The 12,402-nt window shown below is 56.4% G+C and carries 10 protein-coding genes and 1 pseudogene; 9 read left to right on the forward strand and 2 right to left on the reverse strand.

Annotated features, from left to right (window positions below; translation table 11 throughout):
- The first annotated feature begins 17 nt into the window (after positions 1-17).
- Together RA29_RS07550 and RA29_RS07555 are read left to right on the forward strand one after the other, a co-directional pair.
- Positions 18-1,097: an L-dopachrome tautomerase-related protein gene (locus tag RA29_RS07550; protein ID WP_052249533.1), complete on the forward strand. Its 1,080-nt coding sequence runs from the start codon at positions 18-20 to the stop codon at positions 1,095-1,097.
- 85 nt (positions 1,098-1,182) lie between these two features.
- A complete protein-coding gene (locus tag RA29_RS07555; RefSeq protein ID WP_039684631.1) occupies positions 1,183-1,719 on the forward strand; it encodes a peroxiredoxin-like family protein in 537 nt (178 codons plus the stop codon).
- A gap of 410 nt (positions 1,720-2,129) precedes the next feature.
- Here the strand turns inward: RA29_RS07555 and RA29_RS07560 are convergent, their stop codons facing one another.
- The gene (locus tag RA29_RS07560) at positions 2,130-2,513 is read right to left on the reverse strand and encodes a MarR family transcriptional regulator (protein ID WP_342666393.1); all 384 of its coding nucleotides are present in this window, start codon (positions 2,511-2,513) and stop codon (positions 2,130-2,132) included.
- A 55-nt stretch (positions 2,514-2,568) separates the two neighbouring features.
- On the opposite strand from RA29_RS07560, the pseudogene RA29_RS07565 reads away from it, so the two are divergent.
- The 3 genes and pseudogenes from RA29_RS07565 to RA29_RS07575 all read left to right on the forward strand — a co-directional run bounded on the left by RA29_RS07565 (position 2,569) and on the right by RA29_RS07575 (position 5,835).
- A pseudogene (locus RA29_RS07565) lies at positions 2,569-3,401 on the forward strand (EamA family transporter).
- Between the two features lie 278 nt (positions 3,402-3,679).
- Entirely contained in the window at positions 3,680-5,014 is a 1,335-nt protein-coding gene (locus tag RA29_RS07570; protein WP_052249534.1) for a radical SAM protein, read from the forward strand.
- Entirely contained in the window at positions 5,011-5,835 is an 825-nt protein-coding gene (locus tag RA29_RS07575; RefSeq protein WP_039684633.1) for a DUF547 domain-containing protein, read from the forward strand. The genes RA29_RS07570 and RA29_RS07575 overlap by 4 nt, the downstream gene beginning before the upstream one ends.
- Before the next feature lie 531 nt (positions 5,836-6,366).
- Here the strand turns inward: RA29_RS07575 and RA29_RS07580 are convergent.
- A complete protein-coding gene (locus RA29_RS07580; protein ID WP_039684635.1) occupies positions 6,367-6,990 on the reverse strand; it encodes a tyrosine-type recombinase/integrase in 624 nt (207 codons plus the stop codon).
- A gap of 362 nt (positions 6,991-7,352) precedes the next feature.
- On the opposite strand from RA29_RS07580, the gene RA29_RS07585 reads away from it, so the two are divergent.
- The 4 genes from RA29_RS07585 to RA29_RS07600 all read left to right on the forward strand — a co-directional run bounded on the left by RA29_RS07585 (position 7,353) and on the right by RA29_RS07600 (position 12,373).
- A complete protein-coding gene (locus RA29_RS07585) occupies positions 7,353-8,474 on the forward strand; it encodes an MHYT domain-containing protein (protein WP_039684636.1) in 1,122 nt (373 codons plus the stop codon).
- Between the two features lie 112 nt (positions 8,475-8,586).
- The gene (locus RA29_RS07590; protein ID WP_039684638.1) at positions 8,587-9,441 is read left to right on the forward strand and encodes a xanthine dehydrogenase family protein subunit M; all 855 of its coding nucleotides are present in this window, start codon (positions 8,587-8,589) and stop codon (positions 9,439-9,441) included.
- A gap of 11 nt (positions 9,442-9,452) precedes the next feature.
- Complete coding sequence (locus tag RA29_RS07595) at positions 9,453-9,947, forward strand: (2Fe-2S)-binding protein (protein WP_039684640.1); 495 nt, start codon at positions 9,453-9,455, stop codon at positions 9,945-9,947.
- On the forward strand, positions 9,944-12,373 hold the full coding sequence (locus RA29_RS07600) for an aerobic carbon-monoxide dehydrogenase large subunit (RefSeq protein ID WP_039684642.1): 2,430 nt from the start codon (positions 9,944-9,946) through the stop codon (positions 12,371-12,373). Before RA29_RS07595 ends, RA29_RS07600 begins: the two co-directional genes overlap by 4 nt.
- The last annotated feature ends 29 nt before the right edge of the window (positions 12,374-12,402 follow it).

The following is a 12,402-nucleotide window of genomic DNA, read 5'->3' on the forward strand; positions in this document are numbered from 1 at the left end:
AATTTGGAGGAGATATCATGAAACGCCTGTTCGCCGCTGTCAGCATCATCGCCATTCTGGCCGGACCAGCCGCAGCACAAGGTCTGGAGACCTTCCTGGAGTTCCCCAAAGACACCCCGCCTGGAAATCTTGCCATTGGTCCTGACGGCCGCATGTTCATGTCTGTGCACGAATTTTACGGCCCCGAGTTGCGCGTGGTCGAGGTGATGGCCGATGGCAGCACGAAGCCCTATCCCACAGAAGCCTGGGCCCGCGCGCCGCAAGGCGACGGTGATGGCCTTCGCGGGGTTCTGGGGCTGCGGGCAGATCGCGAGGGCATTCTCTGGATGCTCGACGGGCAGGGCGAAGGCCAGACCGGGCGCGTGGTCGGCTGGGACACCAAGGCCGAAAAACTTCATGCGATCTACTATATCGGGCAACCTCTCGCCCGCTCGACATCGTTTCTGAACGATCTGGCAATCGACCGCGAACACGGCGCGATCTATATCTCAGACACAGGCGACGGCGCCAACTCGGCCATCATCGTCATTGATATGGACACCGGGCAGGCGCGCCGTCTTCTCGAGGGCAGCGCATTCACGGTGCCGGAAGACACGCCAATGATAATCGATGGACGCGAGATCACGCTGGGTGGCAGCCCCGCAAAGATCGGGATCAACCCAATCACAATCGACCCCACTAATACATGGGTTTACTTTGCGCCGATGACCGCAAATGCGATGTACCGTGTACGGACCACCGATCTCCTGGACGCGAGCCTCAGCGACGATGCTCTTGCCGCCAAGGTCGAACGCTACGGCGACAAGGTGATTTCAGACGGATCCACCGTGGATGCCGAGGGCAACGTCTACATCACTGCGATGACCGACAATGCAATCGGGGTGACCAAACCCGATGGCACCTATGAGGTTCTGTTCCAGTCTGACGAAGACCTGCCCTGGCCGGACGGGTTCTCGATGGGCGTGGATGGCTTTGTCTATGCGACGGTCAACGAACTTCACCGGTCGCCGGTTTTGAATGGCGGTGTGGATGCGTCAAACGGCACCTACCGCATCGTTCGCTTCCCAGCACTCGGCACAGCCATTAGCGGACGGTGACGTTGAAAGACAGACGTCCTACCAAAGGCGCGTGTTGTCATGCGCGCCAGCCCTCACTGAAATGCTTCAAACATAGGAAAAGCCCATGCTCCTGCCTCGCCAAAAGACGCCAGGCCTCACCTTGCCAACCCTGGATCACGGAACGTTCGACCTTGCCGCCGAAACCGCTGAACGGGGCACTGTCATCTGTTTCTATCGCGGCCTTCACTGCCCGATCTGTGCAACCTACCTCGCGGAGTTGAAAAAGCGGGTCCCCGATTTTGCTGAGCGTGGTGTCAACACAATCGCAGTCAGCAGCGACGGAGAAGAGCGCACCCGTGCAATGTCCGACAAGATCGAAAACGACGGATTGCGCTTTGCCTATGATTTGACGCTCTCCAAAGCGCGCGAATGGGGGCTTTACATCTCGACGTCCCGTGGCAAGACCTCAATCGGGATTGAGGAGCCCCCGCTTTTTTCCGAGCCGGGCCTGTTCATGGTGACACCCGAGCAGACGCTCTACTACGGCTCAGTGCAAACCATGCCGTTTGTGCGGCCGCACTTTTCCGAACTGGTCAGCGCATTGGATTTTGCGATTGCCAACAACTATCCGGCCCGCGGCGAATATGTCGGTGCCGTTTGAGGTTCGGATCGGTAGTTGTCGACTGGGGTATTTGCCGCCATCGTGAACGTTCGCTTTGCGGACCGCGAGCGCATCCTTGTGGAACACTGGCAAACGGCAGAATTGGACCGCCGTCGTAGGTCCTTACCGCTTTACGAAGGTCGATGCTGTAGACTCCCCAGCGTCAGGACAGAACTCAAGACGGATATGAGCCCATTTAGCCAATGCTGCGCTCTGCACGAATGACGTTTGCTATTTAATCTGGTGAAACCGTGCCAAATATAACGCTGCATTTGTGAAGCTACATACCGCTCCCGAGCACGCCCAAATCAGCCTTCTTTGGACTTCAGAAGCTTCGAGAGAACGGTATCGAGTTGCCTGACTTCTTCATCCGACAGAACGGCCAAGAGCGATTTCTATGTCGCCACGTGCTAAGCGAGCGCGGCATCCATCAGGTTTAACCCTTTTCCTGTCAACTCTACCACAACGCGCCGGGCATCTTCGGGATGCTTACACCGTAAAACCAAGCCGGTCTTGGAAAGCTGTTCGATGCGGTTCGTCATCGTGCCCGACGTGATCATCATGGAAGACATCAGTTCTCCGGGTGAGAGGGCGTGCGGGCGCGGTGTCCGACGAAGTGTTGCGAGAACATCAAAGACCGCTGCAGTCAGTCCATGTCGGGCAAATGTCTCGCCCATACGGTTGGCCATGTGATGAAAAACACGAGAAAAGCGTCCAACAGGACCCATTGGAGCGACATCAAGGTCGGGTCTTGCCACACACCATTGCTCCAAGATTTTATCGACAGCATCCATATTTTCCACACTGTCGAGACATATCTTGACGTCGAGACATCATGCGAGGCACCAAATGTCTCTTACCTTCAATGTCCTTCTGACCGCGCTTGCCCCAACCGTCTGGGGCAGCACCTACATTGTCACAACCGGGTTGTTGCCAGATGGGTATCCGATCGCGGCGGCGACGCTTCGCGCCCTGCCAGTAGGCCTCCTATTGTTGCTCGTCGTGCGGACACTGCCGTCTGGCCGGTGGATCGGCCGCGCCTTTGTCCTTGGCGCTCGAAATTTTGCTGTCTTGTGGTAGCTGCTTTTCGTTTCCGCCTATCGGCTACCAAGCTGAGTAGCGGCGACCATCGGCGCTGTTCAGCCATTGATTGCCCTATTTCTCGCGCGTCAAATGCTGGAACAGACAGTATCGACTGCAGCGGTGGTTGCGGGAGCGTGGGTGTCGGGCTTCTTGTCGCCACACCAAGTGCGACGCTGGATACAATTGGCATACTTGCCGCTTTTGGCGGTGCGGCTTCCATGGCGTTCGGGACAGTCCTCACAAAGAACTAGCAGCCCTCGGTTTCGCCGCTGACTTTTACCGCATTGCAGCTTACCGCGGGCGGGCTGATCCTGTTGCCAATGGCGCTTCTGTTTGAACCTCCGTTGCCTGAACTCTCCATAAAGATTGTTGCATGTTTCCTTTATCTCGCGCTGATCGGAGGAGTTGTAACCTACGTCCTATGGTTTCGAGGCATCGCCTTGCTTGGGCCATCAGGGGTCGCACCATTGGGGCACCTGAGTCCAGTAGCAGCAGTGCTTCTTGGGTGGATTATCTTGGACCAGACCCTGAACGATCCTCAACTCATCGGTATGGTTCCTGCGCTTGCCAGTGTATGGTTCGGACAAAGAAGCCAATAAAGGAGTCGTTTGTTCATCAAAACCGTGCCCCAAAACGACAAAAATAGAATGGCTTAAACCAAAGTGCCGCCGCAGCGAAAGCTGATAATGCGGGCTGCTGAAACAGAACAAAAAGCGCAGAATCAGGCTTGAATTTGCGCAGGGCAATTGAAGCCGTTGAACTCAAGACCATCGTCTTATGGCAAACAAAAGCTCTGAACTTGTTGTGAGACACGCTGTGCAGGGCAGGACTGCGACAATAGCGTGTTGTCTATGAAACGAACAAAAAGCTTAGACAGATGAATGCGGACTGCTCCGGCAAGCACGGACGTCGCCAGCTTCGAGAAGGGTTGAAGGCTGCGGGCCAGTTCGATGAGTTTCAGGTCGCAGGACGCCTGTTCCCTGTGGCTTGCGTGGCGCTTGAAATCACGCAACGCTGCAACCTCGACTGCACTTTGTGTTACCTGTCCGAAAATGCCGAGCAAGCCTATGATGTACCGCTGGTTGTGCTTTTTCAACGCATTGCGATGGTTCATCGGCGTTATGGCCCTGGCGCAACAATTCAAATCACTGGCGGCGACCCTACCTTGCGGAAAGTCGAGGATATCGAAGCCCTTTGTCAGGAAATCCGACGTTTAAACATGCGCTCGTGCCTGATGACAAATGGCATTCGTGCAAACCGACCATTCCTGGCCCGTCTCGCGCAGGCCGGCCTAAACGATGTCGCGTTTCACGTTGACCTCACGCAGGAACGGGTCGGTTTTGAGAGCGAAAGTGCACTGAACGCGGTGCGCAAGGACTACATCGGAAGGGCTCGAAATCTTGGCTTGCGCATTCTTTTCAATACAACTGTTTACCCGGGGAATCTCGCCGAAGTTCCGGCACTGTGCCAGTTCTTCCGCAGCCAGGCCCGGTATGTTTCGCTTGTGTCGTTCCAGATGCAAGCTGACACCGGACGGGGTGCTGCTGACAAGCGCGACATCGCACTGACGCAGGACGTTCTATCGGATCATATTAGCGCGGGCTTCAACGTAGATTTTCCTTCAAAGATGGGTATCGGCCACTCTGAGTGCAGCCGCTACGACCATCTGGCCATATCCGGAGATCGGGCCGTGTCTTTTCTGGCAAACAAGGCCTTGCTCAAACGGGTTATCAGTACTCTGGAACATGTCGACACTTCAGGACGGGTTGTCGCCGATCTTCCCGACATGATCCGAAAAGCACCTTTGTGCGACCCAATTATGGTTCTGCGCTTTGCTACAGAATTGCTGAAAATGATCTGGCGACTGCGATCCGGGTTGTGGGCCGGGCGCGGGCGCGTCTCAAGAATGAGCGTGGTTCTGCACTCATTAATGGATGCCAAAGCTCTGGTGACAGAGCGGTGTGAGGCCTGTGTTTTCATGGTGGCGACAAGTACCGGACCAGTTTCCATGTGCGAATTCAACGCTGAGCGTGACGCACATCTGTTTAAACCCGTCTCTCTCAATGCGGATGGTAAAGAGACGTGGTGGAGCGCTGCGACCGGCCAGATGACCGACACGCCATACTACGGACTTCCACCTTCTCCTAAGTTTAAGCAAATGAAAGGCCGTGAACGTGCTGCGGAAATGCGCCGTCGCGGAAAACCGATATGAAGAAGTTTCTGCTCATCTCCCTTTTGATGCTCCTTGGTGCTTGTGCGAGTATCGAACGCGTAGCCTTGCCTCAGTCAACTCTTCTGGCACCTAGTTTTGCTGCTTATGAAGAAACATCTCAGGCGCGTGTTGATCACGCACCGTGGGATGAGTTTCTTCAAAACTATGTGCGTGAGGACGTACAGGGTATAAATCGCGTCGCGTATGAAACTGTAACGGAAGCTGACCGAGCGCGCTTGCAGAATTACTTGGCGGAGCTTGAAGACACGGACGTCAATGCGCTGTCGCGGGATGAGCAACTGGCATTCTGGATCAACCTCTACAATGCAGAAACGGTAGAGGTGATCCTGCAGAGCTATCCTGTCGCGTCCATTCGTGACATCAACGATGGATTCTTATCGTTCGGACCCTGGGACCGTCCCGTTACAACAGTTGGGGGCAGGAGTTTGACCTTAAACGACATTGAACATCGCATCATTCGTCCCGTCTTCAAAGAACCTCGCATCCACTATGCGCTGAACTGCGCTGCGGCGGGATGTCCGAACCTGATGGACCGTGCCTGGCGGGCGGCTACGCTGGAGCGCGATTTGACAGAGGCCGAACACGCATATGTGAATAGTTTTCGTGGTGTCAGTGTCGCACCAAACGGGAGCCTGACGCTCTCGAAAATATACATTTGGTTCCAAGAGGATTTCGGTGCGAACGAAGCGGACGTCCTCCGGCGCTTGCAGGGTGTAGCAGAAGCAGAATTGGCCGCCGCGATTGCCGCTCAGTCTCGGGTCAGCCGCTACCAATACGACTGGTCCTTGAACGAGTTCTGACCGTTATCATGATCCTCAGTCTACACCGCGCGAAAATCGGAAAGCGACATTGCCTTAGATGCAGCGAAATCTCACTTCGGTCGCGATTTTCCCATTTGCAGACCTAGAAATTTTGCTTCCGCAGTGAATAGCAGGTAGGCGGGCTACTCCCACAACAACCCGACGTTGACCACGGCAACATATCACACAATGCTGCGTTTGCTCCGAGGTCCGCAGTGAGCCCATTGTGTCGAATGCTGCGCGCAGCTCGAACGGCGGCTTAGTAATTGAAGTGTCCCTTACAGAGTTCCCCCGTGCCATTCAGGGTTTTTCCCGATCTGGTCTAAGAGAAAGTCCATAAACACTTGCACCTTCGCAGAGAGAACGTTTGCCTGCGGGTAGATCAGCCAGAGTGCCGTGTCGGCCACGCAGGTGTGGTCGGCTCAGATGGCCGCAACCCATCCTGACGGACCGGTGTTCATTGCTGCCAATCCAGGGTCACTGCTGGCGTCGAAGATGCTCAAGGAAGGCTTCGGGGTAGCCGGAAACGACCTACAGGTCGGCGATAGCCAGAGCATCCTCGAGTTCCACGCCAAGATATCTGACTGTACTGTCCATCTTGGTATGACCCAACAAGAGTTGAACTGCTCTAAGGTTCCCCGTCTTCTTGTAGATCTGGGTGACTTTAGTTCGGCGCATTGAATGGGTGCCGTAAGCGCTCGCCTCAAGGCCGATCGAGGTCACCCAGTCTCGGACAATCCGTGCGTATTGTCGCGTTGAGATGAGCAGGCGCTCATGAAAGCGGCCAGGCCAAAGGTACTCCGAGCCTACCATAAGTTCGTCTTCCATCCATCTCTCAACCGAGGCTCTGGTGCCTTCGGAGATTTCAAAACGAACCGGCTTCTGCGTTTTGCTTTGCAATACCGACGCCCGTTCCTTGATCTGGCCGGACGCCATCACATCGACGACTTTCATTTTCATGAGATCGCAGCCACGCAGTTTGCTGTCGATTGCCATGTTGAATAAAGCAAGATCGCGATGATTTTCGGCCAGCTCAAGGCGAACTCGAATGGCCCAGACATGCTTTGGTTTCAGCGGCCGCTTCTGGCCAACGATACGCCCCTTGTTCCATGCGGGGCGGAGTGCGCGAATGGCAGGTAAATTTGGTGTTTCCATGACGTATCCTCCGATCCGCCATTCCCTCCCATAACGACAACTCGATGTTGACCGAAGTCAGCTTACCACAATGCGCGGCACTGCATCAGTCGTCAGAAGTGAGCCGTTATGGAAGTTTTGAATTGGTGCTGCGTGCGCTCACAATGATAGATTTGTTGCATCTGCCTAGGAGGTAACTTCAAGAATCCGCCATGCCGATTTTGCATGATGCGGGCTGCGGGCGAGGTGGGACACTGGTCGTCAACACTGCAATTGAAGAAGCTAACAACAAACCTGAGCCTCCAAAGCGCCATCGAAAAATTGTGGGGTGATGCCCGCCAGCAGCGTTTGCCAAGTGTCGTTTTTTTGTTCAATTTGGGCGCATGGAGCTTCTCGAGGTCAGCCATAACATCCTTCTTGTCGCCATGTCTTGCGTGGTGGCGTTGGTCGCGGGGTTCACTGGCTTGTCTTTGACACGCGACCTTGGTTCAAAACCTGACTTCGAGAAGAAGGCACTGATTGCTTTGGCTGCCATCGCGCTTGGTGGCGGGATATGGGCCATGCATTTCGTTGCCATGCTTGGGCTGCAGATGCCCATCCTGTTTTACTACGATGCAGCGATTACGCTGATCTCAGCGCTTACGGCGATCCTTATTGTCGGGGCCGCGTTGATCATCCTGCATTTCACGCATCGCACCCGTTTCACAGTATCCCTGGCAGGAGCCATTGTGGGTGTGGGCGTTCTTGCCATGCATTATATTGGCATGGCAGGGCTGCAGCTATGCCGGGCTGTCTACACACCGCTGGGTGTTGTCGTATCGTCGCTGGTGGCCGTTCTGCTTTGCGTTCTGGCCTTTGGCATTGCCTATGGGCAAAGGACCAATCGGAACATTTTTCTCGGCACTATTTGTTTTGCTGTCGCGGTGGCGAGCGTCCATTTTTTGGCAATGGCCGGGACCGAATTTGTGGCGGTTTCGGATGGCACCGAGTTTGGTCCGCTTATGAGCAATGAGACACTTGCCCTTGGGGTCATCTTTTTCAGTTTCGTCATATTCGGGGCCTGTCTTTGGGTCGGTGTTACATATCTGCCCCGCCCGGCAGACGGCGCTGCGCAGCCTCAGGAAAACGGCCTGCCCAAGACCGAAACGCAGCTTTTGCAGGTTCCGTGCGAGCGTGACGGCGGCAAAGTTTTCGTGTCGGCCAGGGATGTCGTCTTTGTTCGGGCAGATGCACATTACACGCAGGTCTACACCCAGGACGAGCGGTTGTTTTGTACGTGGTCAGTGACGGAAGCCATGAAACGGCTTTGCCCGCTGGGTTTTCTGCAAACTCATCGTAGCTATTTGGTCAATCCTGAGCATGTCGTCCGATTTGAGCGGACCAAAGACAGCGGCAAATGCGTGTTCGAAGGTGCTGAAACACCCCCGGCCCCGGTAAGCCGTTCCAAGCTTAAGGCGATACAGGATGCTCTGGCGTCGCAGGTCGGTGCAATTCGTGCAACCTGAGGCGCAACTCGTGCAAAATGCCTGTTTTTCGTTGATTTTCTAAAGCCTCGGCATAGGGGCGTATGCACTCCTGCCCTGCAGCAAGTTGAATCGCTTTTAGGGAGGAGAGCCGATGATACCAGCGGCATTCGAGTATTATCGACCCAAGGACATGGCAGGCGTTCTGTCGATCCTGGAAGAACACGGTGACGACGCCCGCGTCATGGCCGGCGGTCATAGCCTTATTCCAATGATGAAGCTGCGCATGGCGGATGTGCCGCACCTGATCGACCTTCAGGATGTGGGCGGGATGTCTGACATCGCCGTGACAGCCGACAGCATCCGCATCGGCGCGATGGTCACGCAGCATGATATTATCGATCACGACGGCCTGGCCTCCGCTGCACCCATCCTGCGTGAAGCGGCGCTGCAAATCGCGGATCCGCAGGTGCGTTATATGGGGACTGTCGGTGGCAATGTCGCCAACGGTGATCCGGGCAATGACATGCCGGGCCTGATGCAGTGCCTTGATGCCGCCTTTACCGTCGTTGGCGCTGAGGGCGAACGGGACATTCCTGCGCGTGACTTTTACGAAGCTGCCTACATGACCGCGCGCGAGGACGAAGAGGTTCTGACCGCAGTTATGATCCCCGCGCCCCAGGGCGGCTATGCTTACGAAAAGCAGAAGCGCAAGATCGGGGACTACGCCACTGCCGCAGCTGCTGTGCAGATTGTGAAAGACGGCGGGTCTTGCGTGTCCGCGTCGATTGCGATGACCAACCTCAGCGATACGCCGATCTATTCCGAAGATGCTGGCGCCGCACTGGTCGGCACATCTGTGGATGATGCGGCGATCAAAGCAGCGATTGCGGCCATGCTGGGCGATATCGACCCGACCGAAGACAATCGCGGCCCTGTCGCTTTCAAAAAACACGTCGCCGGCGTGATCCTGCGCCGCGCGATCGAGCGCGCCTGGTCACGAGCATAAAAGGTACGGATATGTCAAAGAAACAGCACTACACCATCACCGTGAACGGCAAAGAGGAGGAATTCCTCGCCGAGCCGCGCGAATTGCTGATTTACACGCTGCGTGAACGGCTGAACATCACCGGCCCGCATATTGGTTGCGAAACCTCGCATTGTGGGGCCTGCACCGTCACGATTGACGGCAAATCAGTGAAAGCCTGCACCATGTTTGTCGCACAAGCCGACGGCAAGGGCATCACCACCATCGAAGGCATCGGTGGGCCGGACGACCTGCATCCGCTGCAAAACGCATTCAAGGAACATCACGGGCTTCAGTGCGGATATTGCACGCCCGGGATGATTACCCGAGCGACCAAGCTGCTCGAAGAGAACCCCAACCCGACAGAGGAAGAAATTCGCTTTGGTATGGCTGGCAATATCTGCCGCTGCACCGGGTATCAGAACATCGTGAAATCCATTCAGGCCGCAGCCGCCGAAATGTCAGCCGCGAAGGAGGCCGCAGAATGAAAGACGAAGTAGACAGCCGCGAAGATCGCGTCGCCAACCTCAAAGGCATGGGATGCTCGCGCAAGCGGGTTGAGGATGCGCGCTTTACGCAGGGCAAGGGCAACTATGTCGATGACGTCAAACTGGACGGCATGTTGTTTGGCGACTTTGTACGCTCTCCTTATGCGCATGCGCGGATCAAGAGCATAGACACCGAGGCCGCTTTGAAAGTGAAGGGCGTTCTGGCTGTGCTGACCGCCAAAGACCTCGAACCGCTGGGCCTCCATTGGATGCCAACCCTTGCGGGCGACAAGCAGATGGTTCTGGCTGACGGCAAGGTGCTGTTCCAGGGTCAGGAGGTCGCCTTTGTCGTTGCCGAAGATCGCTATGCCGCCGCCGATGGGATTGAGGCGGTTGAGGTCGAATACGAAGAGCTTGAAGTGATTGTGGACCCGTTCAAAGCAATGGAGTCCGATGTTGTCCTGCGCGAAGATCTGGTGGCCGAAGACGGGTCGTTGCCCGATGGCGCGCATGGCCCGCGCAAGCACCACAACCATATCTTCACCTGGGAAGCAGGCGACAAAGAGCCAACTGAAGAGGTGATTGCCAATGCCGAAGTGGTTGCCGAAGAAAGCATGTACTACCACCGCACCCACCCGTGCCCGCTGGAAACCTGCGGCTGCGTGGCGTCGATGGACAAGGTCAACGGCAAGCTGACGCTGTGGGGCACGTTCCAAGCGCCGCACGCCATTCGGACGGTTGTGTCTCTGATTTCCGGGATTGAAGAACACAACATTCGGGTCATAAGCCCCGATATTGGCGGCGGGTTTGGGAATAAAGTGGGGGCCTACCCGGGCTATGTGTGTTCGGTCGTCGCCTCTATCGTGACGGGCAAGCCGGTGAAATGGATCGAAGACCGGATGGACAATTTGATGACCACCGCCTTCGCCCGCGACTACTGGATGAAGGGCCGGATTTCCGCCACCAAAGAGGGCAAGATCACCGGGCTGCATTGCCATGTCACCGCCGACCACGGTGGGTTCGACGCCTGCGCCGACCCAACGAAGTTCCCTGCCGGGTTCATGAACATTTGCACTGGGTCGTATGACATCCCGACCGCGTTCCTTGAGGTCGATGGCGTCTATACCAACAAGGCCCCCGGCGGCGTCAGCTATCGCTGTTCGTTCCGTGTGACCGAGGCGGTGTATTTCATCGAACGCATGATCGAAGTCCTCGCGATTGAGCTGAACATGGATGCGGCAGAACTGCGCCGGATCAACTTTATCAAGAAAGAGCAGTTCCCGTACACGGCGGCGCTTGGTTGGGAATATGACTCGGGCGATTATCATACCGCTTGGGACAAGGCCCTGAAGACTGTCGATTACGAAGGGTTGCGCGCCGAGCAAGCGCAACGGGTCGAGGATTTCAAGGCTGGGAAAACCCGGTCGTTGATGGGCATCGGCCTCAGCTTCTTCACCGAAATCGTGGGCGCTGGCCCGGTCAAGAATTGCGACATCCTTGGCCTTGGCATGTTCGACAGCTGCGAAATCCGCATCCACCCCACGGGATCTGCGATTGCGCGGCTCGGCACCATCTCTCAGGGGCAAGGCCATGCGACGACATTCGCACAAATCCTCGCGTCCGAGATTGGTCTGCCTGCGGATAGCATCACCATCGAAGAAGGCGACACAGATACCGCACCCTACGGGCTGGGCACCTACGGTTCCCGTTCGACCCCGGTTGCCGGTGCGGCAACGGCGATGGCGGGCCGCAAAATCCGCGCCAAGGCGCAGATGATCGCAGCCTATCTGCTCGAAGTGCATGACGACGACGTCGAATTCGATGTGGATCGGTTCGTCGTTAAGGGCGCACCTGAGCGGTTCAAGACCATGAAAGAAATCGCCTTCGCGGCGTACAACCAAGCCATTCCGGGGATCGAGCCTGGTCTGGAAGCGGTCAGCTACTATGACCCGCCCAACATGACCTATCCGTTCGGGGCCTATATCTGCGTCATGGACATCGACGTTGACACGGGCGTCACGGATATCCGCCGCTTCTACGCGCTGGATGATTGCGGAACACGGATCAACCCGATGATCATCGAAGGGCAGGTGCATGGCGGTTTGACCGAAGCGCTCGCCGTCGCATTGGGGCAAGAGATTGCCTATGACGATATGGGCAACGTGAAGACCGGCACGCTCATGGACTTTTTCCTGCCAACGGCATGGGAGGTCCCGAATTACGAGACCGACTACACCGTGACCCCTTCACCGCACCATCCTATCGGGGCGAAGGGCGTTGGCGAAAGCCCGCATGTGGGCGGCGTGCCCTGCTTCTCTAACGCAGTCCAAGATGCGTTCCGGGCCTTTGGCAACCGGCATACCAACATGCCGCATGATCATTGGCGGATCTGGAAGACAGCCAATGAACTTGGCCTGCACGACTAGGGCGTAACGGTGGGGCGCGCGGCCTCTCC

Origin of the sequence: Tateyamaria sp. ANG-S1, from assembly GCF_000814025.1 — a bacterium.
Lineage (GTDB): Bacteria > Pseudomonadota > Alphaproteobacteria > Rhodobacterales > Rhodobacteraceae > Tateyamaria.

Excerpts from the sequence above, each read along its gene's own strand:
- RA29_RS07595 (WP_039684640.1), top strand. The coding sequence starts at position 9,453 with ATGTCAAAGAAACAGCACTACACCATCACCGTGAACGGCAAAGAGGAG.
- RA29_RS07555 (WP_039684631.1), top strand. The coding sequence starts at position 1,183 with ATGCTCCTGCCTCGCCAAAAGACGCCAGGCCTCACCTTGCCAACCCTG.
- RA29_RS07600 (WP_039684642.1), top strand. The coding sequence starts at position 9,944 with ATGAAAGACGAAGTAGACAGCCGCGAAGATCGCGTCGCCAACCTCAAA.
- RA29_RS07570 (WP_052249534.1), top strand. The coding sequence starts at position 3,680 with ATGAATGCGGACTGCTCCGGCAAGCACGGACGTCGCCAGCTTCGAGAA.
- RA29_RS07575 (WP_039684633.1), top strand. The coding sequence starts at position 5,011 with ATGAAGAAGTTTCTGCTCATCTCCCTTTTGATGCTCCTTGGTGCTTGT.
- RA29_RS07585 (WP_039684636.1), top strand. The coding sequence starts at position 7,353 with ATGGAGCTTCTCGAGGTCAGCCATAACATCCTTCTTGTCGCCATGTCT.
- RA29_RS07560 (WP_342666393.1), bottom strand. The coding sequence starts at position 2,513 with ATGGATGCTGTCGATAAAATCTTGGAGCAATGGTGTGTGGCAAGACCC.
- RA29_RS07580 (WP_039684635.1), bottom strand. The coding sequence starts at position 6,990 with ATGGAAACACCAAATTTACCTGCCATTCGCGCACTCCGCCCCGCATGG.
- RA29_RS07550 (WP_052249533.1), top strand. The coding sequence starts at position 18 with ATGAAACGCCTGTTCGCCGCTGTCAGCATCATCGCCATTCTGGCCGGA.
- RA29_RS07590 (WP_039684638.1), top strand. The coding sequence starts at position 8,587 with ATGATACCAGCGGCATTCGAGTATTATCGACCCAAGGACATGGCAGGC.